This is a genomic window from Coleofasciculus sp. A1-SPW-01 (assembly GCF_040217205.1).
Lineage (GTDB): Bacteria > Cyanobacteriota > Cyanobacteriia > Cyanobacteriales > Coleofasciculaceae > Coleofasciculus > Coleofasciculus chthonoplastes_A.
In genome coordinates this window covers 41,310-67,764 of the sequence record NZ_JAVJNP010000027.1, presented here as the reverse complement: position 1 = coordinate 67,764, position 26,455 = coordinate 41,310, and the positions used below count along the sequence as shown (strand labels likewise).

General features: G+C 45.2%; 21 protein-coding genes. 11 read left to right on the top strand and 10 right to left on the bottom strand.

Annotated features, from left to right (window positions below):
• Nucleotide 1: 1 nt before the first annotated feature.
• The 4 genes from RH949_RS05180 to acpP all read right to left on the bottom strand — a co-directional run bounded on the left by RH949_RS05180 (nucleotide 2) and on the right by acpP (nucleotide 4,506).
• A complete protein-coding gene (locus RH949_RS05180) occupies nucleotides 2-295 on the bottom strand; it encodes a hypothetical protein (protein WP_446352137.1) in 294 nt (97 codons plus the stop codon).
• Nucleotides 296-555: 260 nt separating this feature from the next.
• Nucleotides 556-2,574 carry a transketolase gene (gene tkt / locus RH949_RS05175; protein ID WP_446352136.1) on the bottom strand — a complete coding sequence of 673 codons (2,019 nt, stop codon included), beginning with the start codon at nucleotides 2,572-2,574 and terminating at the stop codon, nucleotides 556-558.
• A 363-nt stretch (nucleotides 2,575-2,937) separates the two neighbouring features.
• Entirely contained in the window at nucleotides 2,938-4,194 is a 1,257-nt protein-coding gene (gene fabF, locus RH949_RS05170; protein ID WP_006101680.1) for a beta-ketoacyl-ACP synthase II, read from the bottom strand.
• Between the two features lie 63 nt (nucleotides 4,195-4,257).
• Complete coding sequence (gene acpP, locus RH949_RS05165) at nucleotides 4,258-4,506, bottom strand: acyl carrier protein (protein ID WP_006101784.1); 249 nt, start codon at nucleotides 4,504-4,506, stop codon at nucleotides 4,258-4,260.
• Nucleotides 4,507-4,706: 200 nt separating this feature from the next.
• Here acpP and RH949_RS05160 point away from each other — a divergent pair, with 200 nt between their 5' ends.
• The 3 genes from RH949_RS05160 (at nucleotide 4,707) to RH949_RS05150 (ending at nucleotide 7,212) form a co-directional block, all read left to right on the top strand.
• On the top strand, nucleotides 4,707-5,303 hold the full coding sequence (locus tag RH949_RS05160; protein WP_446352135.1) for a hypothetical protein: 597 nt from the start codon (nucleotides 4,707-4,709) through the stop codon (nucleotides 5,301-5,303).
• Nucleotides 5,304-5,624: 321 nt separating this feature from the next.
• Entirely contained in the window at nucleotides 5,625-6,221 is a 597-nt protein-coding gene (locus tag RH949_RS05155) for a hypothetical protein (protein WP_446352134.1), read from the top strand.
• Nucleotides 6,222-6,705: 484 nt separating this feature from the next.
• On the top strand, nucleotides 6,706-7,212 hold the full coding sequence (locus RH949_RS05150; protein ID WP_006101850.1) for a hypothetical protein: 507 nt from the start codon (nucleotides 6,706-6,708) through the stop codon (nucleotides 7,210-7,212).
• 202 nt (nucleotides 7,213-7,414) lie between these two features.
• Here RH949_RS05150 and RH949_RS05145 read toward each other — a convergent pair whose 3' ends face one another.
• Complete coding sequence (locus tag RH949_RS05145; protein WP_006101736.1) at nucleotides 7,415-8,476, bottom strand: adenosine deaminase; 1,062 nt, start codon at nucleotides 8,474-8,476, stop codon at nucleotides 7,415-7,417.
• Between the two features lie 179 nt (nucleotides 8,477-8,655).
• On the opposite strand from RH949_RS05145, the gene RH949_RS05140 reads away from it, so the two are divergent.
• On the top strand, nucleotides 8,656-11,769 hold the full coding sequence (locus RH949_RS05140; protein ID WP_446352133.1) for a protein kinase domain-containing protein: 3,114 nt from the start codon (nucleotides 8,656-8,658) through the stop codon (nucleotides 11,767-11,769).
• A gap of 144 nt (nucleotides 11,770-11,913) precedes the next feature.
• Here the strand turns inward: RH949_RS05140 and crtA are convergent, their stop codons facing one another.
• The gene (gene crtA, locus RH949_RS05135; RefSeq protein WP_006101826.1) at nucleotides 11,914-12,744 is read right to left on the bottom strand and encodes a cyanoexosortase A; all 831 of its coding nucleotides are present in this window, start codon (nucleotides 12,742-12,744) and stop codon (nucleotides 11,914-11,916) included.
• A 262-nt stretch (nucleotides 12,745-13,006) separates the two neighbouring features.
• On the opposite strand from crtA, the gene RH949_RS05130 reads away from it, so the two are divergent.
• Nucleotides 13,007-13,138, top strand: coding sequence for a hypothetical protein (locus tag RH949_RS05130; RefSeq protein WP_006101779.1), 132 nt, complete (start codon nucleotides 13,007-13,009; stop codon nucleotides 13,136-13,138).
• Nucleotides 13,139-13,286: 148 nt separating this feature from the next.
• Here the strand turns inward: RH949_RS05130 and msrA are convergent, their stop codons facing one another.
• A complete protein-coding gene (msrA, locus tag RH949_RS05125; protein ID WP_006101852.1) occupies nucleotides 13,287-13,949 on the bottom strand; it encodes a peptide-methionine (S)-S-oxide reductase MsrA in 663 nt (220 codons plus the stop codon).
• Nucleotides 13,950-14,655: 706 nt separating this feature from the next.
• Between msrA and RH949_RS05120 the strand changes: the two genes are divergently transcribed.
• A complete protein-coding gene (locus RH949_RS05120) occupies nucleotides 14,656-15,330 on the top strand; it encodes a hypothetical protein (RefSeq protein ID WP_006101695.1) in 675 nt (224 codons plus the stop codon).
• A gap of 109 nt (nucleotides 15,331-15,439) precedes the next feature.
• Here RH949_RS05120 and RH949_RS05115 read toward each other — a convergent pair whose 3' ends face one another.
• Together RH949_RS05115 and RH949_RS05110 are read right to left on the bottom strand one after the other, a co-directional pair.
• The gene (locus RH949_RS05115) at nucleotides 15,440-16,366 is read right to left on the bottom strand and encodes a histone deacetylase family protein (protein ID WP_006101836.1); all 927 of its coding nucleotides are present in this window, start codon (nucleotides 16,364-16,366) and stop codon (nucleotides 15,440-15,442) included.
• A 243-nt stretch (nucleotides 16,367-16,609) separates the two neighbouring features.
• On the bottom strand, nucleotides 16,610-16,903 hold the full coding sequence (locus RH949_RS05110) for an NACHT C-terminal helical domain 2-containing protein (protein ID WP_006101625.1): 294 nt from the start codon (nucleotides 16,901-16,903) through the stop codon (nucleotides 16,610-16,612).
• Between the two features lie 371 nt (nucleotides 16,904-17,274).
• Between RH949_RS05110 and RH949_RS05105 the strand changes: the two genes are divergently transcribed.
• A complete protein-coding gene (locus RH949_RS05105; protein WP_006101743.1) occupies nucleotides 17,275-17,475 on the top strand; it encodes a hypothetical protein in 201 nt (66 codons plus the stop codon).
• A 266-nt stretch (nucleotides 17,476-17,741) separates the two neighbouring features.
• The gene (locus RH949_RS05100) at nucleotides 17,742-18,356 is read left to right on the top strand and encodes an alpha/beta hydrolase (RefSeq protein WP_044207813.1); all 615 of its coding nucleotides are present in this window, start codon (nucleotides 17,742-17,744) and stop codon (nucleotides 18,354-18,356) included.
• Between the two features lie 129 nt (nucleotides 18,357-18,485).
• Here the strand turns inward: RH949_RS05100 and RH949_RS05095 are convergent, their stop codons facing one another.
• On the bottom strand, nucleotides 18,486-19,109 hold the full coding sequence (locus tag RH949_RS05095; protein ID WP_044207811.1) for a Uma2 family endonuclease: 624 nt from the start codon (nucleotides 19,107-19,109) through the stop codon (nucleotides 18,486-18,488).
• A gap of 478 nt (nucleotides 19,110-19,587) precedes the next feature.
• Here RH949_RS05095 and RH949_RS05090 point away from each other — a divergent pair, with 478 nt between their 5' ends.
• The 3 genes from RH949_RS05090 to RH949_RS05080 all read left to right on the top strand — a co-directional run bounded on the left by RH949_RS05090 (nucleotide 19,588) and on the right by RH949_RS05080 (nucleotide 26,414).
• Entirely contained in the window at nucleotides 19,588-23,688 is a 4,101-nt protein-coding gene (locus RH949_RS05090) for a PAS domain S-box protein (protein ID WP_006101662.1), read from the top strand.
• A gap of 118 nt (nucleotides 23,689-23,806) precedes the next feature.
• Nucleotides 23,807-25,018: a hybrid sensor histidine kinase/response regulator gene (locus RH949_RS05085; RefSeq protein WP_006101822.1), complete on the top strand. Its 1,212-nt coding sequence runs from the start codon at nucleotides 23,807-23,809 to the stop codon at nucleotides 25,016-25,018.
• The gene (locus RH949_RS05080) at nucleotides 25,011-26,414 is read left to right on the top strand and encodes a hybrid sensor histidine kinase/response regulator (protein WP_006101605.1); all 1,404 of its coding nucleotides are present in this window, start codon (nucleotides 25,011-25,013) and stop codon (nucleotides 26,412-26,414) included. Before RH949_RS05085 ends, RH949_RS05080 begins: the two co-directional genes overlap by 8 nt.
• Nucleotides 26,415-26,455: the final 41 nt, after the last annotated feature.

Genomic DNA, 26,455 nt, shown 5'->3' with positions numbered 1-26,455 from the left:
CCTAAGTCTCTCCTGTGTTGACAATCTTACAGACTACCTCAACGGACTCATCAATGGTGAGCCACTGCTTGCCGTCCTGTGAAAGACCTATTTTGTGAATCTGGTTACTGGGAATCTCCACGTTGAGTTTGTCAGATAGCATATTAATCGCCTCAATACACAGGAGACTATCAAACCCTTCCAGGTCAGTCATGGGACAGGTTTTTCCTGAGATTGGTGTTTCTCCATAGCCACTATCTGTCTGAATCTCTGTGAGTACTTCTATAAACTGGTCTTTTACATCCTCTGGATTCATGATAAGGATTTGTCTATTACGCTTAGTAAGATTATCTTACCAAATTAAATATGAACTGCCTACCTCAGGCAAGCAAAAACATCGTAGAGACGTTCTGGCGGTTCAGCAAAACCCTTCCTACGGGGTCTGTCTCTACAAACTGAAGTACAAGGGAGCTATACTACCAGGCTTGGTATTATAGCTCCCACACCCAAAAAGGCTCCCTAGAAATAGAGAGCCTTTGTGATTACAGTAGACTGACTACTGCGAGATAATTATCCCTAAAGCGCCTTAGCCTTAGCCACGATATTATCCACCGTGTAACCAAACTTCTCTAAAGCCACGTCACCGGGAGCCGATGCGCCAAAGCGATCAATACTAATCGTGTCACCTTCAGCGCCAACATAGCGACACCAGCCAAAGCTAGAACCCGCTTCCACCGCTAACCGCTTGGTTACCGCTTTGGGTAATACAGATTCGCGATAGCTTTCATCTTGTTCCTCAAACAGTTCCCAACTTGGCATGGAAACCACGCGAACTTTCTTGCCATCACCCCGGAGTTGTTCTGCTGCATCAACGCAGATGTGAACTTCGGAACCTGTGCCAATTAAAATGATGTCAGGTGTGCCATCGCTATCCGATAAGATGTAAGCACCTTGGGCAACAGCATCAATTGAACTTCCCTCTAAGTTAGGTAGCCCTTGCCGAGACAGTGCTAACAGACTGGGTGTTGCTAAACCCTGGGCAGGTTTTGCCTTCTCAACCGCTACCTTATAAGCACCAGAGGTTTCATTGCCATCTGCTGGACGCAGCACGATTAAGTCGGGAATCGCTCGCAGAGTAGGAATATGTTCAATCGGCTGGTGCGTCGGACCATCTTCCCCTAATGCCACGGAGTCATGGGTCATCACCCAGATTACCCCAGCGTGGGATAGGGCGGAGAGGCGAATTGATGCCCGCATGTAGTCGGTGAAGACTAAGAATGTGGCACCATAAGGAATTAACCCAGACTTATGCAGGGCAATCCCATTACAAATCGCTCCCATACCATGTTCGCGAACCCCAAAGCGGAGGTTGCGATTTTCATAGGCACCTTTTTGGAAATCCTTGGAGGATTTGAGCAAGGTTTTGTTGGACGGGGCTAAGTCAGCCGAACCACCAATGAGTTCTGGTAGTACCCCAGCCATGGCGTTGAGGGTTGCGCCCGATTGATTCCGAGTGGCATCTTTCTTATCCTGGGGGGTGTAGGCGGGTAGGGCTTTCTCCCAGTTTTCGGGCAACTTACCGCTAGCCATCCGTTCCACTACGGCAGCTTCTTCTGCGTATTCAGTTTTATAACGGGTGAAGAGTTTGTTCCACTCTTCTTCGTACTCAGCGCCGCGATCAACTGCCTTACGGAAATGCTTCAGGGCGTCTTCGGGTACCTCGAATTCTGGATACTTCCAATCCAGATGTTCACGAGTGGCTTTCACTTCGTCTGCACCTAACGCCGCACCATGGACACCGTGGGTATTGGCTTTGTTGGGGGAACCGAAACCAATGGTGGTGGTGACTTTAATTAAGGAGGGCTTATCGGTAACTGCTTTCGCTGCTTCAATTGCTTTGTGAATCGCGTCCAAGTTGGTGTTACCATCGGGAACATGCTGGACATGCCACCCATAAGCCTCAAAGCGCTTGCCCACATCTTCGGTAAAGGCAAGGTCGGTGGAACCATCAATGGAGATATGGTTATCATCGTAGAGGGCAATCAGTTTGCCCAGTCCCAGGTGTCCGGCTAGAGAACAAGCTTCCCCAGATACGCCCTCCATATTGCAACCATCACCTAAAATGACGTAGGTGTAGTGGTCGATAATTTGGCAATCGGGTTTATTAAACTTGGCAGCTAAATGTGCCTCTGCCATCGCTAACCCCACACCATTGGCGATCCCTTGTCCTAAAGGTCCGGTGGTGACTTCTACCCCTTGAGTCATGAAGTTTTCTGGGTGACCGGGAGTCTTGGATTCCCACTGACGGAACTGCTTGAGATCATCAAGGGTAATGTCATCATAGCCGGTCAGATAGAGCAAGGCGTACTGTAACATACAGCCATGACCCGCTGACAAAACAAAGCGATCGCGGTTTAACCAGTTAGGGTTTTTCGGGTTGTACCGCATCAGCCGATCCCACAGCACAAACGCCATCGGTGCTGCGCCCATTGGCAATCCGGGATGACCGGAATTAGCTTTCTCTACGGCGTCTATCGCCAGAAAGCGGATGGAATTAATACAAAGTTCTTCGAGAGATTGGGTTGCAACGACCATAGGTGTTATCTAATGACTCCAGGAAACTAGGGTTTAACGCAAAATTTTTTCCGTAAAGCGAGGGTTACTCTTTCCCCAAGGATACACTTATCATCCCATTAGGGGGATCGATGATCAAGACTGCTTGGTATAAGCTTGGCTAAAATTTGGCGATTGGGGTGTTGGGTCAGCTGAGATAGTGCCGATGAATTGACACTCTCCGCCCTTCAAGGACGGAGATTCTTCATTCCATTGCTGGGAAGTGTAAGCAGGATTAACCGCAATGGTTTTCGGTCAAAAAGGATGCGATCGCACAATATTTTTTTTCGCAACGTTTCGACTGACTCATCCCCGAATCACTACGAGACGTAGCATGCTACGTCTCTACAAAGGTTTGTATTTCTTGAAGACTAAGGTGACATTATGACCGCCAAAGCCAAAGGAATTGGATAGCGCCACATCGACGGTTTGCTGACGGCTTTGATTGGGGACATAATCAAGATCGCAGTCTGGATCAGGATTTTCTAGATTAATCGTCGGCGGAATTTGGTCATGGGCTACCGCCAAGACTGATGCCACGGATTCGATGCCCCCAGAACCTCCTAACAGATGACCTGTCATCGATTTGGTGGAACTCACGGCAATCTTGTAGGCATGATCGCCCAAAACCTTTTTAATCGCAGTGGTTTCTGTGGGATCATTAACGGGTGTACTCGTCCCGTGGGCATTAATATAGCTGACATCTTCAGGCTGCAATCCCCCATCCTTGAGTGCCAACTGCATTGCCCGGACTGCCCCTTCACCACCGGGTACGGGTGAGGTTATATGATAGGCATCACAGGTCATGCCATACCCGACCATTTCGGCATAAATCCGCGCCCCTCGACTCAAGGCGTGTTCTAGTTCTTCCAGGATTAAAATGCCTGCCCCTTCACCCATGACAAAGCCATCGCGATCGCGATCAAAGGGGCGACAGGCGTGTTCCGGGTCATCATTGCGAGTAGACAGGGCTTTTGCCGAAGCAAACCCCGCTACGGATAACGGAGTTACAGCGGCTTCGGTTCCCCCACAAATCATCGCCTGGGCATACCCCCGTTGAATCAAGCGAAAGGCATCTCCTACCCCATGGGCGCCAGAGGCACAGGCGCTGACTGTACAGGTATTTGGTCCCTTTGCCCCGGTATGAATTGCCGTAAGTCCGGCTGCCATATTGGCAATCATCATCGGAATCATAAACGGACTACAGCGATCGGGACCGCGATTCAAGTAGACCTCTTGTTGGTCTTCCATGACTTTAATCCCGCCAACCCCGGTGCCAATAACGACACCCACCTGTTCTGCGTTCAGTTCATTAATGACAAACTTCGCATCCGCGATCGCTTGTTTGCTAGCCGCGACTCCAAATTGGGCAAAGCGATCCATCCGCTTAGCTTCTTTGCGATCCATATAGTCATGGGGATTAAACCCCGTGACTTCGCCAGCAATTCGACAGGCATGGCGAGAGGGATCAAACCGGGTAATTGTACTAATCCCATTCCGCCCACCTAAAAGTCCATCCCAATACTCCGCCAGGGTATTGCCGATGGGAGTGATCGCGCCTAAACCTGTAATAACAACGCGCTTGAGTTCAATGTTTGTCATGATGCCAATAAAACAGGGAAACTGCCCGATAACGCAGAACTTGGTCGAGAAGACAACCGCTGATTAAGCCGCCGCTTCTGTTTTTGAGCTGATATAGTCCACAGCCGCTTGGACTGTGGCAATCTGTTCGGCGGCTTCGTCTGGAATCTCGATATCGAACTCTTCCTCTAAAGCCATAACCAATTCCACCACGTCCAAGGAGTCGGCGTTGAGATCATTGGCAAAGTTAGCTTGAGGGGTTACGTCACCGGGTTCAACTTCCAGTTGTTCCGCAACTATTTTTTTGACTCTATCGAAAATTTCTTGGTTCATTTACTTGTATACCTCAACCGAGTTGCTAGAACGTTATCAAGTTATGTTACTTGGTTCCTTTGCACTTTCTCATCTTATCCGAAAGGGGGATCATCCAACCCATCGGTAGTCGCTTCGCCAACTGGCATCCAGTTGGGCTAATCATCATATCATGTTCATGGTACTGGCGAAGCAAAAAGCTAGCGACGTGGCAATTAACCATGAACATCAACACTCTGATTCTGTTCACCGCACTTACGGTCATTCCCTGGCAGACGATTAGGTTTATTCTCGGCAAGCTGGCGATCGCCGCCCTAGGTGCCTGTCTCCTTTATGTCCTCCTATTTTATGGGCTGCGCTCCATTTTTCGGAAGTTTGAGAGCGATATTGCCCTCGTCACCCTGAATGTCTCCGCCTATCCCATCCTGAGCATTTTCATTCTGGTCAGTTTAAAGTTTTCCTTTGCCGATCTTGATTCTGGGGATACCATCGGCTGGTTTGATCGCCTGCTGACAGCCAGCATTATTATCGCAGTCAGTTATTGGTTCATTCAGTTATTTATTCAAGTTTTTGTCTACTACCTCAAAGATTACGCCCGACAAACAGAAGCGATGTGGGACAACGTGCTGCTGCCTCTCCTTGAAGGGGTTGTCCCGTTTGTGATTTTTCTGCTGGCTAGTGCTTTTGTTCTCCAATCTTTTGGTGTTGATTTAACTGGGATTTGGGTCACCTTTACAAGGTCAATTGATCACCAATTTAAGTCTCCCGATCCCCCATTAATTCTACGCTTTGCCAATAGAAATACCGCCGGAATGTGATTTAGAGGCAAGTCAGCATCTCATGTGGGAAATTGTTTTTGCTCACCCGGATACATTAGGAGATTTTGAAAAAAAGTTAAGCCATATCGATAAGTTTTACATTGTTGATAATTTAGGCACAAATTTTGCCTATAAAAAATAAATTGGTCGTCAGCGTCTAAGTCTGGAAAATGATGTCAACCTCAAACTCGAAGATATTGAGCAAGCGTTAAGCTGTTCGGCATTTAAACCTTAATGTCAATAATGGCGAAAGCCTTGTAGTGCGAGCATCTTGCTCGCTACTAATACCCAATTTAAATGCATGACAGCTTAGAAGCTCTGATGGTAATAATTCAATTTGCAGAAAAAGGCGGTCTAAATGCTGAAGAAATTGAAACGATACAACAAGAATATGATGGCATTCTTCAAGAAGTGGGTCTAGAAATTGTGCCAATACGGCAGACTAAACGGATTATTTTTGAATTAGAAGAAAATGAATCGCAAGACACATTAATTGGTTTGGTGCGGGAATGGTATCGCATTTGGTTAAGAGATCCAGATTTGCGCGATGAAGATCAATATATTTTACCTGACGAATGGGAGCGAAAAATTGAACTGTTAAAACGACGATTTCAACGAGTTTTTCAGAAAATTAGTAATCCTCATCGGGAAGAAACGCGGCTCGATGATTATGTCATGGATTTAGTGAAATGGTTGCGGGAGCGATTTAAACAAGCTAGAAGTCAACGGCAAGAACCGAAAATTAGGATGAAGGGAACATCCCAATATGAGGGGTTTACTTTAATTCAATTCACCATTGAATTCTATTTGGATAATGCCAAGCTAGAAGACTTTAGACGGGGTAGTCGCGTAAGTATTGAAATTTATCAAGAAGTGATGCGACATGTTAAAGATAGTTACCCACCGGTTAAACCCTAAACAAAAGCGCAACAATGCAGAATGTTTTAGGACTTTAAGGGAAAATTATTTAAGCCATACAGGAGGTTACTCAGTATCACTTGTAAGTAGTCGGACTTTGATTAATGTTAACGTTTGAGAACAGGAAAAAATAAGGATTTTAGGCTTGTTAACATTGTTGTCACAGCGTACAGAATTTATGTCCAGGTATTTACCAAGGAAAGTAAATCAGTTGAATTGAGGAACTTTTTCCGAAAGGTATGAGTCTAGTGGCTCAGAGTTTTTATCTGTGGCTAGCCGCGACACCCGCCGATAAGTCAAGTTATTAGCTTATAGCTTAAGTCAATTAAAGTTAACTGTTGAGATGAGTGAACAGGGAACAGGGAACAGTAAGGGTTTGAGGGCGATTTACTTGCACTTAATATAGCACCGTTTTCTTTTGTCCAACTACTTATTTGCAAATCAAGTAGGCATGACTATGAAATTAAACCAGAGAATTAGATGGATGGGTATAGCGTTAGCAAGTGTAACCGTAGCCTGTTCAGCAACATCACAGACAATAGGTAACTCGGCGATTCGTACCGATAAATTAATCTACTATGCCGAGATTGTAAATAATCCTCAAGCCGGGGTTGGATTGACAATTGAAACTGAATATACGAATACGACAGGCAATACTGTTTATTTAATAGGTTGTCACCAACCATCTGCGCCTCAATTACAAAAATATAGGGATGGGGAATGGGTAACGGTATATTCTCCGGTAGAGAATCAATGTTTAAGTCCACCTTGGAAAATTCCTCCGGGAGAGACATACCGAGATACTTATCAGGTTTATGGTTATTTGCCTGGATATAATACTGCACCTACGTTTGACGCTACCATTCCGGGTCGGTATCGATTAGTTCGGGACATTTATCAACAATTATCTGATCCGGTAAATGAAGCCGAATTATTACCGTTGTCGGAACGTATATCGAATGAATTTAAAATTATTAATGATGTTGAGTAAGTAGGTGGACACAATTAACGTTAACTGTTGAGATACTGTCTTTGATATTATCTTCGCTTAAACAGGAGGAGAGGGCGACCCGAGCAAATTGAGTGGACTACCGTTGTTAATTGATGCAAGTGGGTCGCCCCTACAGGGTGTTAATTGATGCAAGCAGGTCGCCCCTACAGGGTGTTAATTTATGTCAGCGGGTATCTACCACTTAATCTTTGGTTCTGGGCGTACCATTGGCGGCGACAACCTCATCTCTGGGATTTTTCAACAATCCGGTTAATAGAGAGGCGGGATGCTGTTGATGGGGCCAAGCAAAGGCGTGACGAAAGGCAGCATCTTGACAGGCTTGCATTTGCTCGAAATCAATTATATCTTGAGTTAATAGGTTTTCATACTCAAAGGGTAAGCGCACATTATTTAATCCGGCGTTATCGGTACAAATGGCAATATCCACCCCCGCCTCGAAACAGGAATCAAAGACGACTTTCAGTTGATAAATATCCTCCAGTGTTCCTGTTTTTAGGTATGTCGTGGGACAGACTTCTAAACATTGCTGGCGCTGGGCAACTTCTTTTAACAACTCTGGATACTTCAAGGGAATATGAATTCCATGACCAATCCGCATTAAATAGGGTAACAGTTCCGGATAACAACCGTCGCTGGTTTCGTAGAGATGACCGGTTGTATTCAGACCGAGCGATCGCGCATACTGATAGAGTCCAACAAATTCCGCTAACCGTTCCCCATAATGGGCATCTCCTCCTGCCAAATCCACCCCACAGACATAATCCTTCCTTTGGGCAGCGAGATCCACAATTGCCTTATTCACCGCATAGGGAAGCCGCGCATGCATACAGAGAATTTGACTCGTCACCATCGGATAATCCTGGACTTGACTGGCTTGTCCGACAATCTCCACAATCTGCGCCATCTGATCAATCCGTTCCGATTGACTCAATTGTTCCGATGTGCGTAAATAAGGCGTATACCGCAGTTCTAAATAGGCTAAATTCTCAAAGATATACGCGCCGCGAATTAAGCGATAAATAAAATAGGGTAAGGTTTGCACCGTTTGCACATGTTCGACTAACGTGTGCAGTTCCAAATACTCGTCTAATGTGTTGCGCGATCGCGTGTAAAATTCCTCAAAGTCGTCATAGTCGGCAAATTTATGGGTCAACGGATCAGTTTGGCGTTGAAAATATCGCCAGAGAATCCGAGGAACCACTGAACCCCCCAGATGACGGTGTAATTCTGCGTATAATGGCATACAATCTCCTGGTCATTTTCAGTCTTGGCTGGACAGACATGTCACCACGACTTAGATCAACGGTAGCTTTTGTAAAAAAAAATTGCAGCAACTCTAATTATTGCAACAGTAATTTACAATTCCCCTTTTTCCATTCTCACCAGCTAGAATAACCTCAAGGACTTAGAGAACTGGATGCCATGACCACCGCTAACCCTGAAAACAGCACTGCCTCTCATCCCTCTCAGTGCTATTGCCTTAACCCCGATTGTCAGCATCCAGAGAATCCGCGAGATGCCGTCAGTTGTCACAGTTGCGGTTCAGAGTTACTATTATCCGATCGCTATCGGGCAATTCATCCCTTGGGACAAGGTGGCTTTGGCAGAACCTTTCGCGGCGTGGATGAATCCAATCCCAATCACCCCGACTGTGCGATTAAGCAGTTTTTCCCCAAACACTCAAGCACCACGAATCAGGAGAAAGCTGCTGAACTATTTGAACAAGAAGCCCAACGCTTAAAAACGCTGGGACATCATTCCCAAATTCCCCAATTATTAGATTATTTTAGCCAAGACAACCGTCAGTATTTAGTTCAAGAATTTATCCACGGACAAAACCTAGCCGCTGAACTCGCAAGCGTTGGACCCTTCAGTGAATTAAAAATCCGCCTGCTGTTGCGCGATTTATTACCTGTTCTCCAGTTTATCCATAGTCATCAGGTCATTCACCGGGATATTAAACCGGAAAATATTATTCGTCGTCCGGGTTATGGCAATCTCGTTTTAGTGGATTTTGGCGCCGCCAAGTTTGCCACAGAAACTATTCTGGAACGCACCGGAACGGTGATTGGTTCAGCCGCCTACACCGCCCCGGAACAGGTGCGCGGAAAAGCTGTTTTTGCCAGTGATTTATACAGTTTAGGCGTTACCTGTATTCACCTGCTGACGCAAATACCGCCCTTTGATTTATTGGATAGTCATGAAGATGCTTGGGTATGGCAGGATTATTTAAACGGGAACAGGTCAATCAGTAAACCCTTAGCCAAGATTCTGAATACTCTGCTGCAACGTGCGACCAAACGGCGCTATCAGTCGGCGGAAGCGGTATTAAAGGATTTAAACCCTTCTCAGCGTGGAAGCAAGGTAACACAATGGTTGGTGGCGAGTACGGTATTGATTGTGGGATGGGCGGGAATTCGGTATCTGGTATCACCTGTCACCCAGCAGGTTTCTACCCGTAACCCAGTGGTTACGAATCCGATTCAGGAGAAGTCACCAACACCATCATCGACTCAAACAGGGGGACTTTTCGCCACAATTAATGGACAACAGCAGGTATTCCCTTTAGAACATACCCAAGTCGCCACAAAAATTACTGGGAATGTGTCGCGGGTGGAAGTTACCCAAACCTTTACTAATCCCTTTGATCATCCCTTAGAAGCCGTCTATAAATTCCCCCTCCCTGATGAAGCGGCGGTGGATGATATGGAAATTCAACTGGATGATCGGATTATTCGCGGCGTGATTAAGAAACGCCAGGAAGCCAAGCAAATTTATGAGAAAGCGAAAAAAGCAGGAAAAACGGCGGGGTTATTAGAACAAGAACGGGCAAATGTGTTTACTCAGTCGCTGGCGAATATTAAACCAGGGGAAAGTATTCAGGTAACGATTCGCTATACCGATAGCCTGAAATTTGAGGGCGGGGATTATGAGTTTGCGTTTCCGATGGTAGTCGCACCGCGATATACGGCTGGGAATAGTGTGGGTAGCGCTAAAGCGCCGACTACAAACTCTGTTGGTAGTAAGCACTTTAGTGCCAGCAGCGCTAAAGCGCCGACTACAAACAAAACGCTGATGACAAACGTGGCTTATGCAGCGGAGGTTAATCCCCCAATTGCACCGCCCGGACGATCCGGTCATGATATTGATGTGACCGTCGAAATTGATGCAGGTGTACCTATCAGTAATGTGCGATCGCCCTCTCATCCGGTTACCACCCAACAGACGAGTTCCACGGTACGGGTAGAACTGGCAGATCAAGAGACGATTCCGAATAAAGACTTAATTTTACGCTATCAAGTCGCAGGTGCAGACACGCAAGCCACTGTCTTAACCCAAGCCGATGAACGGGGGGGTCATTTTGCCACCTATTTAATCCCGGCGATTGAGTATCAACAGGATGAAATTGTCCCCAAGGATGTGGTGTTTCTCGTGGATACCTCTGGATCACAATCCGGTTCCCCCATTGTCCAATCCAAGGAATTGATGCGCCAGTTTATTCAGGGATTGAATCCCCAGGATACGTTTACGATTATTGATTTTGCCAATAGTACGACTCAGTTATCGGATAAACCGTTAGCGAATACACCCCAGAACCGGAAAAAAGCCCTCAATTATATTAATCGCCTCGATGCCAATGGCGGCACCGAGTTAATGAATGGGATTGACACCGTATTGAATTTCCCGGCTGCACCTGCGGGACGGTTGCGGAGTGTTGTATTATTAACTGATGGCTTAATTGGCGATGATGAACAGATTATTGCTGAAATTCGCGATCGCCTCAAGCCAGGAAATCGCTTGTATAGTTTTGGCGTGGGGTCTTCGACGAATCGCTTTTTAATTGAACGGTTAGCGGAATTGGGGCGCGGAACCGCTGAAGTGGTTCCCCCGAATGAATCGGCGGAGGTTGTCGCCCAGGAGTTTTTCCAAGAGATTAATAATCCCGTCTTGACGAATATCCAAGTCAGTTGGGAAGGAACCGGAAACGCACCAGAATTCTATCCTCAAAAGGTACGGGATTTATTCGCCAACCAGCCCTTAGTCGTATTTGGGCGCAAAGGCGATCGCACGAATGGCAAACTTAAGATTAGCGGCACGGTGGCGGGAGGTCAACCCTACGAAACCAGCTTAGATGTGAACTTTGACGAGGTACGCGGGAATGGTGCGATCGCGCAACTGTGGGGACGGGCGCGGATTAAGGCATTAATGAATCAAATGTATGGTCGTGAAACGCCAGAGGTAGTTGAAGCGGTGACGGATACAGCACTCAATTATCGCTTAATGTCCAAATATACGTCATTTGTAGCGGTTACCGAAGAAATCCGAGTCGATAGCAAGGATGGTAAAAAAGTCGATGTACCCGTTGAGACTCCTGAAGGAATGGATAATCAAGGAACAGATACACCATCGAGTGGAAACACCGCTAGTGTACCAGAACCGGATCAGATTATCGGGAATCTCTTTACCCTGCTGTTATTGATAGTTGTCTTTGGGATCAAGCCGTTAAAGAAGGTAATCATAAAAATTCGTTCGTAGGGGCGCACAGACGTGCGCCCGAAAATTCCCCAAGGGAATCCCAAGAATTTGAATTAGGACGTTGTTTTGTCAATTTAATCAGGGCGGGTTTCGTTGATAAGTTATCGGTTTCCCCATTAATTGAGTCCCTAAACCCGCCCGATGTCATAAAAAGTAAGGATATTTACCCCCTGCAACCTTATGGCAGACTAAACCAAAAATCAATACTGCAATCAGCGAAAATAGTAAAGAACCCTGTCCCAAATGCCAGTAAGCAAATGCCTCTTGCTCTGATAGGGCGACAAGTACCGCCATCAGCGCCACCCGCATCCCGTTAATCACAAAACCGATAAAAACGGCAAAAATGGGTAGTAAAACCTTCTGTTTTAATCCCGTTGGCACAAGAACTAAAAAAATCAAGGCAATGCCTAAAAGCTGAACCATAAGCTTTAAACCAGCACAGCCATTGTAAACTTCAATACTCCCCGTAGGTAAACTAACAATAACCCCTTCACGCTTAACCTCAAAGCCCAATAGCCAGAGAAAACCACTGGTAAACTTAGCGGTTAACAAGGATAAGTTAAGAACTGGATAAACCAGTTGTCTCCAAGGAACTGCAATAAACCCCAGCAGTAGCCATTCTTGATTGTATTGTTTTAATCCCTTAAACCCAGATGCTAGTAACGCTAACGCCAATCCTGACATCAACGGGAAAAGTGGCAGAAAAACGTCATCGTCAACTACGTTTGTACTTTTAAACAGAATCCCAGCTATCAGCAAACCTGCCAAACTACTGGATAATGGACTGCTGTGCCAGGTTATTTTATCGCGCTTCATCCACAGCAACCCTAAAACCACACATCCAAACAGGAGGCTGGCGCTGAATAGATTATTATTATTGCTTCTCGATACTAACGTGAAATGCAGTGTGATTAAACCCGTGGCGATACCCAATAACCAAAATTGGTTAGATTTCAGGGGATTGAGTTGAGTCATGATTCAGCAACTGGGAACTCAAGCGGCTTCGATGCAAATACCCATAAGTTAACACACAAAACAATAAATCATGCTTTTCCTTTGTGGCGAAAGTATCAAACTGTAAAGCTACTATTTTCACTCATCCCATCAATGGTGTAATCTAGTAGCGGCACCATGATACTTTCCATGTCATCCAGCGCTCTCTCACGCTGGCTTTTCTGAGATGGCGTGCCAATTTTTTGTCAATAATCGCTAAAATACATGGCGGTTATCACCAAATATGTCCCAAAAGCCCAGCGATCTCTCCTGTTGGTTTCTTAGAGTTCACCAGGATGGAATTAGCCTGAAGGTGAAGCGTTCCATCGGTGAAGTCGCCGAGTTTTGGAAGCGCGATCGCTATCATGGCAAATGAATACTGGGTAGAAGGTTCCAAGCGGAAGACAGAAGACAATGGGTAGAAGGTTCCAAGGGCAAAAAAACCAAAGCTATTTGAGTTCCCTCCCCTTGGTAAGGGGAGGGTTAGGGAGGGTCAAATCAAGGTAACTTGAAAGTTTATAACACTACAGAGCCACGGGCGTCGGACAAGCCACATTAGTTCCTCCTAGACCACAATAGCCATTGGGATTCTTGGCTAAGTATTGCTGGTGATAGCCTTCTGCATAGTAAAACTCTGGAGCATCAACAATTTCTGTGGTGATTTCTCCATGACCCGCCTCGCTCAACGCTTTTTGATAGGCGTCTCGTGAAGCTTCTGCGAGTTTCTTTTGACTATCGGAATAGGTATAAATTCCCGAACGATATTGAGTACCCGTGTCATTTCCTTGGCGCATCCCTTGAGTGGGATTATGACTCTCCCAGAAAACTTTCAGCAATTGCTGATAATTGATCACCTTGGGGTCAAATACGACGCGCACGACTTCATTGTGACCGGTCATCCCGGTACAGACTTCTTGATAGGTGGGATTAGGCGTTATCCCGCCTGCGTACCCCACAGCCGTGACAAACACTCCCTCTTGTTGCCAAAATCGGCGTTCCGCCCCCCAGAAACAGCCCATGCCAAACATCGCCATTTCCATACCCTCGGGGTAAGGGGGTTTAAGAGGATTGCCGTTGACATAGTGGTTGGCTGGAACGGACATGGGTTCTTCCCGCCCCGGTAACGCCTCTTCGGGTTTAGGCAGGCTGAGCTTTTTGCCAAATCCGCCAAATCCAAATAACACCATAAAATTACAACTCCGATTTTGCTGCTATATCTTTACTTTACTTAATATTCGTCATTGGTCATTGGTCAAGTCGGGGCGGGTTTAGTTACATCTGGGTGTAACCGAAAAGATAGTAGTGAAACCCGCCCCTACACAATTTCCCCATCTTCCCCATCTTCCCCATCTTCCCCATCTCCCCCATCTCCCCCTGCTCCTGATAACTGATAACTGCTTACTGTAAAGATTTAATGAAGCGTCCTGATAGACACCTTTGTGAATGTAGTTTTGTAAAGACCCCGGAAAAAGTCCTGATAGCTGTCAGCCGTCTGGCGGTGGACACCTAATCTGGATTCTGACCCCGGAGCATTCTACTGATTGAGGTGCGTACTACGATGATACTCCATTCGCTTTGTGCAACGAATCATCCCCAAAAACCATTGAAGCTGATCATTTGGGAACCGGCGGAAATAACGACCGAGCGTCTTAAGCCTTTTTACTTCAAAACCAACTATCTTTGTGAGAATTTGACAGAAGCGATGCAGATTCTGGCTCAAATCCAACATAGTAGTAGAGATTTACTACAACCCGCTTGACATCTTCCAGGGATGAAGACTGGAGATTCTAGACGAGTGTTAGGTGGGGATGCAAGGTTCAATTTCTCTATCTTCACTTTCCAATGTGGGTTAAATTGTGGCATGATTTTCTCAATATAGAAGAGTAAAAAATCATGCAACCGAACTTGGCAAAACTTTTTTTCTGGCTATTCGGTTTCACCGCTTCGTCCCTGCTGTGTAGTGGTTTATCCGCTCAAGCCCAGACGCCAGATTCCGCCTACTATGGTTATATAACCGTTACTCCCTCTGACTCGGCTCAATCGTCTGGCTCAACGACCGATAACACCCAACCCACACTGGTTTTGGTTCAACCCCAAACTGTCGCCGCCACTCCAGAGGTAGCACAAGTCCCTGTGGTTAATCCCCTAAAAATATTGGGACGTAGCTATATCGGCGTAGGTGGGAATATTGGTCTAGATGGTGAGGAAACCAACTTAGGGGAAGGATCTGTCGTCATTGTCAGTAAAGCCGGGTTTGCTGAGAATTTCTCCTTGCACAATGCGGTCATGTTTGGTGACGAAACCACCACATCAGTTACTCTTAGCCTAAATTTTCCGATCAAGACTCCCGTTACTGGACAAACAATTGTGATTCCTTTTGTTGGAGGGGGTGTGTTGCTGCAACCCGATGACGACTGGAAAGCTGATCCGTTGGTTTCCGGGGGTGTCGATATTCCCATCCCTCCCCGATTTACTGGAACAGTGCGTGTCAATGTGGCATTTCCTGAGGCTGATGAGACGGATTTGGGACTGGTTTTAGGGGTGGGTTACAATCTAAAACTGTTTTAGGGGTTGATTGTTGGTTGGTGATTGTTGATTGTTGATTGTTCTTTGACGAATGACGAATGACGTAGCTTGCTTCTCGCGAAAGCGAGTATGACGAATGACGAAGTGGCAACTATTCACCCAAGTTTAAACAGGGTTCAATGGTGGCAATAACGGACTTGGCTAAGGCAGTCAAGTCATAACCTCCTTCTAAGCCAAATAAAATACGGTGAGTCACTTGCAAACAGTAATCTGTGAATACGCCAAAATCCTTTGGTTTCAGGGCGACGCTGGCGAGGGGATCATCGGCGTTGGCGTCGTAACCAGCACTGACGATGAGTAAATCGGGCTGAAATTCATTGAGAAATGGTATCACCCCCTGCTCAAACATGGGTTGGTATTGTGTGAATGTACTGCCTGATGGTATGGGTATATTCAGGACATTATTGTACGCGCCGCGTTCGCGAGGATGACCGGTACCTGGATAGAAGGGATATTGATGGAGTGAACAGTAGACAATTCGGGCATCGTTTTCCACTAGGCTTTGGGTGCCGTTACCATGATGAACATCCCAATCTAAAATGGCGACTTTTTGGATACCCGCTTGTTCTAGGGCATAGTAAGCCGCGATCGCCGCATTGGAAAAGAGACAAAATCCCATCCCCCGTGGACCTTCGGCATGATGTCCAGGAGGACGTGCGAGGACAAATGCCGGGTTGTTGCTGGTGAGGACACGATCAACTCCATCTAACCAAGCGCTGATGGCTAACAGGGCAATATCATAACTGCGGGGAGAAACCCTGGTGTCGCCATCTATCATCCCTCCACCTTCATGGGCGAGTTGTTTGACTAAATTGATGTAATCTTGGTCATGAACTTTTTGCAACAGAGGCATTACCGGACGACTTTCTACAGGTGTAGGTAGCTGCCAATCAACTTGATCTGCCCAAGGTGCAGCGTTTAAGGCGTTGACAATGGCTGTCAATCGTTCCGGGCGTTCGGGGTGAAAACCACCGTTGTCATGATTGAGAAATTCATCAGAGTAAATAACTGGAAACATAGGTTCAGCAGAATTGGCAGCAAATGAGTGCTTTCTATAATTGTATAATTATTGGTTCGGTAAGTAGTCGGATAAAATTAACGTTGACGGTTGAAATTAGGGAACAGGGAACGGGGAACTCTTAACAGTAAGGATTTGACGCTTGTTAACATTTGTTAGTATTAGTAGCGAGCAAGATGCAAAGCCTGCGGCATGGCTTCGCTAAACGCACTACAAGGATTTCGTCATTATTGACATTAAGGTTTAAATGCCGAACAGCTTATTTTGCTGAGAGTTAAATTGCCAAGGATAACCAATCTGGCGATACTTAATAATCACAGCCGACAATTGTTCTGTCCAAGAGATACCATGAGTTTGCCACCATTGCTTAAACTGCCACTCATTCCCATCTAGATTGAAATCTGGATTAGGGAGTTGTTGCTTGAGTTCCTGTAAGGCTTTGTCCAACCTGGGGTCAAGATTCAGGGCGCGATCGCAAGCCTGTTTAACGGCTGTGATATACTGGGACGCTACTTGGATTCCACGTCGTCGCGGCATAGCAGAATTCTGGAGACGTTAATTTAATCCTAGTCAGTAGACCTACTCCGCCCAAGCGCCTCCTCAACCTGGGCTAGGCATCCTGGAGCCACGCTAAGTGAAGGCGACTTAGCATAGTTTGACAAGATTTTTCCAAATCTTATCATTTTTTATTTTTCTTCAAACAGGGTATAATTTAAAAAAGTTTACATATAAATTGGGGAATCTCAAGCATTTCTCAATCCAAATTTCAATCAGCCGTAGGGTTACATTGAAAAGAACAGACGCGATCGCACCTTAAATCTACCGCGCGATCGCACAGTCCGACTATCCTATAGAGGGCTAGGACATCAGCTTGGCAAACCGTTTAATTCGTTGAGGAGAACGACGAAATGTTTGGGATACAGCCTAACAGAAGCAAAACTGACCAACAAATTGCTGAACTTCAACAGCGTATCAATGAAGTCGAGAGACTTTGCGAAGCCACCTGTGATGAGATTCAAGATAAATATGGTGCGGCTATACTGGCTACTATCCTACGTTCTCATCTAATCAATTCCAGAGTACCTCGTTCAAGGCAGGTTAATTCCTAGACAGGCGAACCACTCAATTGTCCTAACTCATCACTGAAATCCGCGATCGCTAATTAACGTCTGAAACATAGTCTTCGTTAATAGGTGCAATATATTTAACATTGGCACGCACGTAGCAAATGCCAGAGTCTCGATTGAAATTAATGGGACGGCGATTTTTCTTAAAAGGCTGTGCCACACTGGGAACAGTTTTGGGGTTGAACGCTTGCCAAAACCGTTCTCCATCTGCTAGAAATCCAACAACCTCTGATTTAGGATCTCAGTCTTTGTCTTTAGAATCCGTCACTATTGGACCCACCAATGGTCAATCCCCAACCCACTTGATGGTGTGCTTACATGGCTGGGGGGCTAACTCTCAGGATTTAGTTCCATTAGCCTCAGCATTAGACTTGCCCAATGTCCAGTTTCTATTTCCCGATGCTCCGTTTCCTCATCCCAATGTCCCCTGGGGCAATGCCTGGTATGCGCTGGAAAGCCAAGATAATCAGGGGTTAGAGGAAAGTCGTCAAAAGTTGCTCGACTGGTTAACCTCTCTGGAAGAAAGTACAGGCGTTCCCCTATCCCGCACCATTTTAAGTGGATTTTCCCAAGGGGGAGCGATGGCGTTAGATGTGGGGTTAAGATTACCCTGCGCCGCCTTAGTTGCAATGAGTGGCTACTGGCATGATTCGGCTCAACTGACACGGGAATCGTTACCCCCAGTTTTGATCGTGCATGGTAGACAAGATCCGGTTGTGCCTGTGAGTAAAGCACAACACGCCAGAGACAATTTAAAGGCGTTGGGAATCGCGGTGACGTATCAAGAATTTGATATGGCGCATCAGATTTTGCCAGAGGTTTTGGTGTTGGTAAGGCGTTTTGTTCTGGATGTTATTGGCTGAAAATGTTACTCGTAAACTTTTCACCCTCATCCCCTAACCCCTTCTCCAACCCCCCTCATTCCCCCTGCGAGGAGGGAGGACAAAGGATGCTTTGCTTTTTTTGCAGGGGAGAAGGGGAACTTACTGCTCTTACGTCGCCGTTCCTAATGTGCTACTATTGAAAATTTGTTTCGCTGTGAGTTGTAACTCTGAAAAGATAGAGGATACGAGCAAATCATCTCCCCGAAATAATTGCTTTTGATACTCATCTTCAACTAAGTTGCAAATAGTGAGAGTTGGCTGTTTGGGTTTACCAATATACTCTCTACCACCAATTCCCAGATAGTCCACAATCCAATATTCAGGAATTCCTAAAATGGCATAATCTTCAACCTTTCGAGCATAATCATTTTGCCAATTAGCACTGACAACTTCAACAACTAGCTTGATTGTTTTTCCTAGAGTGATGACAGGTTCCTGCTGCCACAATGGTTCATGGATTAATTGAGTTTGATTTAAAACGATTACGTCAGGACGAAAGGCGGTATCTGTTCCTAAAAGTCTGATCAGACAACGATGGGGAATACAATAAGGATTATCGTGGCGGTCAATCTCAACGTTCAGCTTGCGCCCAACAAAATCTGCAACTTGTTCATGGGGTCCTGTGGGTTCGATTTCGATTAATTCCCCATCAATGAGTTCATAGCAATTATCGTCACCATAGTGAGTGATGAATTCATCAACGGATATCAGTTTCGCTGGTGATTGAACCATAGTTAGGGTCTGCTGAATAAGTGGTGAGGTGAGGGGGAGCTGGGGAAGCTGGGGAAGCTGAGGGAGCTGAGGGAGCAAGGGTACATTTATAAATCGACTTGCCTGGGGATGGTGCAAGACTTAATTCATACGTTGCTAAGTTACTGTATAGTAGTTTACAAATAAGGGTTTGTTTTCCCTCAAATCGAGGAAAATGCTCACCATTGTAGCTAGCTGCTCAAGCTGGGGACACCAGGGAGATAAATTCGCTCTTGCACTAGGGAGACATAAGAGAGCAGGAAAACAGGGACTGGACACCCCCAATTTTTTGTCTTTACCGCTAAATCGTTTTTTGGTGAGAATTTCTCTACCAACGTTGGCAATCAACTCAAATTAGACCTTATCCGATATGTAGGGTGATGATGCTGTAGTCAATAGGATGAGCAGCGGTTGTTCACATCACATCCAAACCGATGAGAGTCAATCAATAGTATACGCTATGTATAGCCACAGTGACAGTCACTCTTTATCCCTATTTCAGGCACTGTTTAATCAAGCGCTCGACGCCATGGCGATCGCGGATGATCAAGGACAGTATGTTGAGGTCAATCCGGCGGCTTGTCGGCTGTTTGGTTTATCTCGTGAGGAACTCTTAGGATGTCGCATCTCAGACTTTACTGACTTGGAGTTTGATTTCCAAGAGGCGTGGCGTATTTTTCTGGAACAGGGACAGGTAAAGGGGGAGTTTCGTCTCCGGCGTCGGGATGGGACAATCCGGGAGACGGAATATGCCGCAACCGCTAATGTGATCCCCCATCGCCATTTATCCATTTTGCGAGATATTACCGATCGCAAACAGGTAGAAGCCGAGTTGCGCCAAAGTGAAGAACGCCTCAACCTGGCTCTCTATGCGGCTCAGATGGGCATTTGGGACTGGAATCTGTTGACAAATCAGATTCGTTGGTCAGAGCATCATGAAGTGCTGTTTGGCTTGACTCCGGGTACGTATGATGGCACATACAAGACGTTTGAGGCTTGTATTCATCCGGATGACCGAGAAGCCGTTAAACAAGCGGCGAACCGTTCTCAGTTAGAACAACATGAGTATGATCATGAATTTCGGGTAGTGTGGTCAGATGGGAGTATTCACTGGATTGAGGGGAAGGGAAAATTTATTTATGATCAAACAGGTCAAGCGGTGCGGATGCTCGGTACAGTTATCGATATTAGCGATCGCAAACAAGCTGAAACCCAAATCTATCGCTTGAATGCTGAGTTAGAACAACGAGTCATTGAGCGTACCCAAGAACTTCAGCGTACTAACGACAACTTAAACCATGAAATTCAGGAACGCCAACGCGCCGAAGCTGCTGTGCATCTGCAAGCTCAACAAGAACGGTTAATTAGTGCGATCGCCCAACAGATTCGCCAGTCTTTAGATCTGAATCAGATTCTTAACACCACTGTAACCCAAGTGCAGCAATTGTTGGCTTGCGATCAAGTGGTGATTTACCAAACTCATGACGATGGTACGGGAAACCTTGTCGCCCAAGCCTTAGCGTCAGACGGTTCAGTTCCCCAGGAACATTCCCTGCCTGAATTAATCTTTCCCCCAGCTTGTCATCAATTTTACTGTAGCGGGGGAATTCATACCATTGCTGATGTCAAACAAGATGACATAGTACCCTGTTTGGCTGATACCGTCAGGCGGTTTGGGGTTAAATCCAAACTCGTGATGCCGATTCTGGAGAATGAAACCCTTTGGGGATTACTGATTGCTCATCACTATACCACCATCAGACAATGGCAGCCGTGGGAAGCTGAACTCCTCTGTTCATTAACAACTCAAGTCACGATCGCCATCCAACAAGCCGAACTCTATTCCCAGCTTCAAGCCGAATTAAGGGAACGTCAACACATCCAACAAGAACGCGATCGCTTGTTTAACCTTTCTGTAGATATCCTAGGGATTGTTAACTTTGAGGGATACTTTATTGATGTCAACCCAGCGTTCGAGAAAATCCTGGGTATCTCCTCTGACGCCATTAAAGCCCAACCGTTTATCGAATGGGTTCATCCCGAGGATCGGGAAGCGACTCAGGCGCAAATGAGAAAACTGGCATCCGGGATTACCATCAAGTCCTTTGAGAATCGGTATTGCTCTCAAGATGGATCATACCAATGGTTTTCTTGGACAGCGGTACCGTTTGTGCAAGAACGATTAGTTTATGTGGTTGCTCACGATATTACTGAACGTAAACAAGCAGAACAAGCCCTACAAGAAAGTGAACAACGCTTTCGCACCGTAGCCGATTTTACTTATGATTGGGAATATTGGCGAGATCCCGATGGTAGCTTTATTTATGTTTCTCCCTCTTGTCAACGGATCACAGGCTATCAGGCTGAGGAATTCCTCAATGATCCTAGCTTACTTGAGGCAATTATCCATCCCGATGATCGCCAGAGAATGACTAAACATATCCGTGAACAGTTAGACAATCCCCATGTCTACTCAACAGACTTTCGCCTCATTACTCGCACCGGATCGATCCGTTGGATTGCCCATGCTTGCCAACCTGTTTATAGTAAGGATAGACGATGGCTAGGTCAACGAGCCAGCAACCGTGATATTAGCGATCGCAAGCAAACGGAAGAAGCACTCTATTACCGCGAACAACAATTTAGGGCGTTGGTGGAAAATTCACCGGATATTGTTGCCCGATTCGATCATCAATTGCGTCATCTCTATGTGAATCCAGCAATCGAACAAGTCGCAAAATGTTCCGCTCAAACCTTTATCGGTAAAACCAATGAGGAGTTGGGAATGCCGCCTGATAAAGCCCAGTTTTGGGATGAAGCTTTGCGATCTGTCTTTACCACTGGACAAGAACAACTGATTGAGTTTGACTTTCCCACCAGCAAGGGGATGAAATTTTTTCACTCTCGCATCGTCCCTGAATTGAATGCTGATGGTACAATTCGCTCTGTGTTGAGTGTTACCCGGGATATTACGGCGCATAAAGAGATAGAAGTGGCACTCCAACAAGCTAAAGACGCCGCCGAAGTCGCAAATCGGGCGAAAAGCGAATTCCTGGCAACGATGAGCCATGAACTCAGAACCCCTCTCAATGGCATTTTAGGCTATACTAAACTCCTGCAAAACGATACCAATTTAACTGAAACTCAACGAGAGAGTTTAAACATTATTTACCACTGTGGCGAACATTTGCTCACGCTAATTAATGATATTTTAGACTTCTCTAAGATTGAATCCCAGAAATTAGAACTTGACCCCAGTGAGTTTCATTTGCCAACCTTTCTCAGCAGCATCAGCAGTCTTTTTCGTCTACGTGCGACGCAAAAAGAGATTGACTTTACATACAAACTCTTATCTCCTCTACCCCAGAATGTTATCGCTGATGAGAAACGGTTGCGACAGGTTCTGATCAACTTACTCAGTAATGCCGTGAAGTTTACGGATCAGGGTAGCGTGACGTTTAAAGTTGGTTATGTTGAAGATGTAGAGACGTGCCATGGCGCGTCTTGCCATGGCGCGTCTTGTCATGGCGCGTCTCAATGCGTAGGGGCGAGTTTGACGGATAACGTTACCCAAGAAACGGCTAACGTGACTAAACCCGCCCGACTTAAGGAACGGGATATACTGTCCCAATCCCCAATCACCAAGATTCGTTTTCAAGTCGAAGATACAGGGATTGGCATCGATCCGCAACAATTAAGCGAAATCTTTTTACCCTTCCATCAAGTAAGCGATCGCACTCATGCTGTTGAAGGGACAGGATTGGGATTGGCTATCAGCCAGAAATTGGTTCAACTGATGGATAGCACGATTCAGGTTAGTAGTATTTTGGGTCAAGGCAGTGTATTTTGGTTTGATTTAGAGTTGTCTGACGTTTCAGGAGGACAAGCCTCGGAGTCATTGTGCGATCGCCGACTCATTGGCGTTAAAGGACAACAGCAAACTCTTCTCATTGTTGATGATAATGCGATTAATCGGTCTTTCTTACGAGAATTACTCCAACCGTTCAACTTGAACATTGTTGAAGCCGTCGATGGTCAAGATTGTTTACAAAAGGCAGTCGAGATTCAGCCTGATCTGATCTTAATGGACTTAATCATGCCGGGACTAGATGGTTTGACCGCAACGCGGCGACTGCGCCAATTGCCTCAGCTCGCAAAGACGGTTATTATTGCCATATCCGCTAATGTTTTCGAGATGACCCAGCAGGAGAGTTTAACGGCTGGATGCCAAGACTTTCTCTCAAAACCTGTGCCAATCCAGCAACTCCTGGAATTATTGATGGTTCATTTAGGTGTGGAAGGCATTTATGAAAAACCCAGAAATTTAACAACTGGTGAATTGGAAACCAATACCAAACCACTGGTTAGTCCACCTGCTTCAGAACTAGCGATTTTGTCGGAATTATTGGCAATGGGGGATATTCAAGGAATGATCGATCAAGCGCAGCATTGGCAAGACGTAAACAGTCAATGGATTCCCTTTGCTACACAAATTCATCATCTCGCTAGAGGGTTTCAGTTAAAGAAAATAGAGCAAATTATTAATCAATATACCTTTTGAATAAAGCTTAAATTATAAGCCATAATTCACAAGCCATAAAAATACTCTAGCTTAGAGTCGTTTAATTTATATATTGTATCAATTGCTAAATAAATATAGGTTTAAACCGTTAATATTTATGGACAATTTAACTCCCAAAACTCCCAAGCTATTGATTGTTGACGATCAACCTCATAATCTAGGTATTTTGTTTGACTTTTTGACGCGATCTGGCTTCAAAATATTTGTGGCGTTAGATGGTGAAAGTGCCCTTCAGCGAACTGAAGTCACTGAACCTGATCTAATTATTTTAGATGTGATGATGCCAGGAATTGATGGCTTTGAAACCTGTAAACGATTAAAACAAAATCCATCCACTCAAGATATTCCAATCATCTTTATGACGGCACTTTCAGACACAGTAGATAAAGTTCAAGGCTTTAAACTAGGTGCTGTCGATTATATCACTAAACCCATCCATCAAGAAGAAGTGCTGAGTCGAATTCAGACTCACATAAAGCTATATCATCTGCAAAATCAACTGCAAACTAAAACCGAAGAACTTGCCCACTTAAATCAGAATCTAGAAGAAATTGTTCAAGCGAGAACGCAACAACTCATCGAACAAGAAAAAACCGCTTTAATCGGACGTCTTACTCAGGGAATCGTGCATAATTTACGAAATCGTATTCAGCTTATCTTATCTTATAAATGTTTAGCTACGGGAGAAATGACCGAAGAAGCTGTTTCTCCAGAAACGACATTCGCTTATCTTGAAAAGATGGCTGAAGTTACCTGGGATATGAGTCAAATTCTGGATAATCTTATGCACAAGAGCAAAATGGATCACTCCTTGCAGTTAACTTCGCTGAATGTTAATGATATCCTAAAAAAGGAACTCGATTTTTGGCAGGCTAACCTTCAATTTAAACACAAGGTTAAAAAAAAATATGTTTTGGATGAGCATATTCCCTTAATCCCTTTAGTTTATACTGATATCTCCCAAATCTTGGATAATTTAATCGGTAATGCCCTAGATGCTATGTGGGATAAGGAAGAACAAACCTTAACAATTATCACCCGGCAGGATGAAGACAATCTTTACATTGATGTCCAAGATACAGGATGTGGAATACCCCCAGAAAATCTATCCAAAGTTTTTGATCCATTCTATACCACTAAACCATTGAAGGGTGAGGAAAAACAACGAAATCAACCCACAGGCACAGGACTCGGTATTTATACTTGTATGCAGATCTTAAAAGGTTTCGGGGGGGATATTAAAGTAACCAGTGAACTCAACAAAGGAAGTATTTTTACTGTGAGAATACCCAAGCAAAACAATGGATAAAAAAGCAGCCCAAGGAAATTTATTAATTGTTGAAGATAATCCCACGAATCTAAGTTTTCTGTTTAATTATTTGACCAAATCCGGTTTCAAAGTACTGGTCGCAACGGATGGAAAAACAGCGATTCAGCGCGTTGAAGCCGCTCAACCTGACCTGATTCTGTTGGATGTTATGATGCCGGGAATGGATGGGTTTGAGGTATGTAAACGACTAAAAAGTAGTCCTTCAATGCGGGATATTCCAGTCATTTTTATGACAGCACTTTCAGATACCCTTAACAAGGTTCATGGGTTTGAGATTGGCGCTGTTGATTATATTACCAAACCGATTCAGCCGGAAGAGGTTGTTAGCCGAATCCAAACTCACCTGACGCTACGGAACCTGCAAAAAGAACTGCAAGCCAAAAATGAACACTTATTACAATCCCAACAGCAAGAGAAGCAAAGATCCTTGGAACTTGAAGAGGCATTACACAAGCTGCAACAAACGGAAGTCCAATTAATTCAAGCCGAGAAAATGTCTTCCTTTGGCAAAATAGCGGCAGGTATTGCCCACGAAATTAACAATCCCGTTAACTTTATTTATGGCAACCTGTACCACGCTAATGAATATATTCAAGATCTCTTTGAGCTAATTACACTTTACACACAAACGTATACACATCCAACTGAGAAAATTAATCGCAAAATTCAGGAAATTGAGTTAGATTTTATTCAATCTGATTTACCTAAACTTCTAGAATCAATGCAGGTGGGTGCTGAACGAATCCGCCAAACTGTATCGTTGCTCAAGAATTTCTTCCATTTACATGAGGCTGAGTTGAAGTTCGTCGATATTAATCAAGATATTAATAACACGCTCTTGCTCTTAGAGTACCACTTAGACGCTAAAGCCGGACGACCAAGAATTGAGGTGATCAAAAATTATGGTAGTTTGCCTCTTGTGAAATGTTATGCCAGTGAACTCAATCAAGTATTTATGAATATGCTTACCAATGCTATTGATGCTTTAGATGAGAAGTATGGCAAACTCAAACGAGAGGGTGAGATGTGGTTAATTAGAGGGGATAGGAAAGCAGGGGAAGAAGAGGAAGAATTTGTGCGATCGCCACTCACTCCCGATCAATCCCAAAGCCCTACGATTGAGATTAGTACGGAGAGTGTAGACGAGGCGAAGGTGATTATCCGTATTGCGGATAACGGATCAGGAATGACAGAGGAGGTAAGTCAGAGGCTATTTGATCCATTCTTTAGCACCAAACCCGTCGGTTCTGGAACGGGTTTAGGATTGACGATTAGTTACCAGATCATCGTGGAAAAGCACCGAGGTCAATTAGATGTCACGAGTGAGAGGGGAAACGGTACAGAGTTTGTAATTGAGATTCCGATTCAGTCGTAAAAGGCAATAGGTAGAGGGGGAGCGGGGGAAGCTGGGGAAGC

Coding starts and splice junctions, on each gene's coding strand:
- RH949_RS05180 (WP_446352137.1), bottom strand. CDS start 295: ATGAATCCAGAGGATGTAAAAGACCAGTTTATAGAAGTACTCACAGAG.
- tkt (WP_446352136.1), bottom strand. CDS start 2,574: ATGGTCGTTGCAACCCAATCTCTCGAAGAACTTTGTATTAATTCCATC.
- fabF (WP_006101680.1), bottom strand. CDS start 4,194: ATGACAAACATTGAACTCAAGCGCGTTGTTATTACAGGTTTAGGCGCG.
- acpP (WP_006101784.1), bottom strand. CDS start 4,506: ATGAACCAAGAAATTTTCGATAGAGTCAAAAAAATAGTTGCGGAACAA.
- RH949_RS05160 (WP_446352135.1), top strand. CDS start 4,707: ATGAACATCAACACTCTGATTCTGTTCACCGCACTTACGGTCATTCCC.
- RH949_RS05155 (WP_446352134.1), top strand. CDS start 5,625: ATGGTAATAATTCAATTTGCAGAAAAAGGCGGTCTAAATGCTGAAGAA.
- RH949_RS05150 (WP_006101850.1), top strand. CDS start 6,706: ATGGGTATAGCGTTAGCAAGTGTAACCGTAGCCTGTTCAGCAACATCA.
- RH949_RS05145 (WP_006101736.1), bottom strand. CDS start 8,476: ATGCCATTATACGCAGAATTACACCGTCATCTGGGGGGTTCAGTGGTT.
- RH949_RS05140 (WP_446352133.1), top strand. CDS start 8,656: ATGACCACCGCTAACCCTGAAAACAGCACTGCCTCTCATCCCTCTCAG.
- crtA (WP_006101826.1), bottom strand. CDS start 12,744: ATGACTCAACTCAATCCCCTGAAATCTAACCAATTTTGGTTATTGGGT.
- RH949_RS05130 (WP_006101779.1), top strand. CDS start 13,007: ATGTCCCAAAAGCCCAGCGATCTCTCCTGTTGGTTTCTTAGAGTTCAC.
- msrA (WP_006101852.1), bottom strand. CDS start 13,949: ATGGTGTTATTTGGATTTGGCGGATTTGGCAAAAAGCTCAGCCTGCCT.
- RH949_RS05120 (WP_006101695.1), top strand. CDS start 14,656: ATGCAACCGAACTTGGCAAAACTTTTTTTCTGGCTATTCGGTTTCACC.
- RH949_RS05115 (WP_006101836.1), bottom strand. CDS start 16,366: ATGTTTCCAGTTATTTACTCTGATGAATTTCTCAATCATGACAACGGT.
- RH949_RS05110 (WP_006101625.1), bottom strand. CDS start 16,903: ATGCCGCGACGACGTGGAATCCAAGTAGCGTCCCAGTATATCACAGCC.
- RH949_RS05105 (WP_006101743.1), top strand. CDS start 17,275: ATGTTTGGGATACAGCCTAACAGAAGCAAAACTGACCAACAAATTGCT.
- RH949_RS05095 (WP_044207811.1), bottom strand. CDS start 19,109: ATGGTTCAATCACCAGCGAAACTGATATCCGTTGATGAATTCATCACT.
- RH949_RS05090 (WP_006101662.1), top strand. CDS start 19,588: ATGTATAGCCACAGTGACAGTCACTCTTTATCCCTATTTCAGGCACTG.
- RH949_RS05085 (WP_006101822.1), top strand. CDS start 23,807: ATGGACAATTTAACTCCCAAAACTCCCAAGCTATTGATTGTTGACGAT.
- RH949_RS05080 (WP_006101605.1), top strand. CDS start 25,011: ATGGATAAAAAAGCAGCCCAAGGAAATTTATTAATTGTTGAAGATAAT.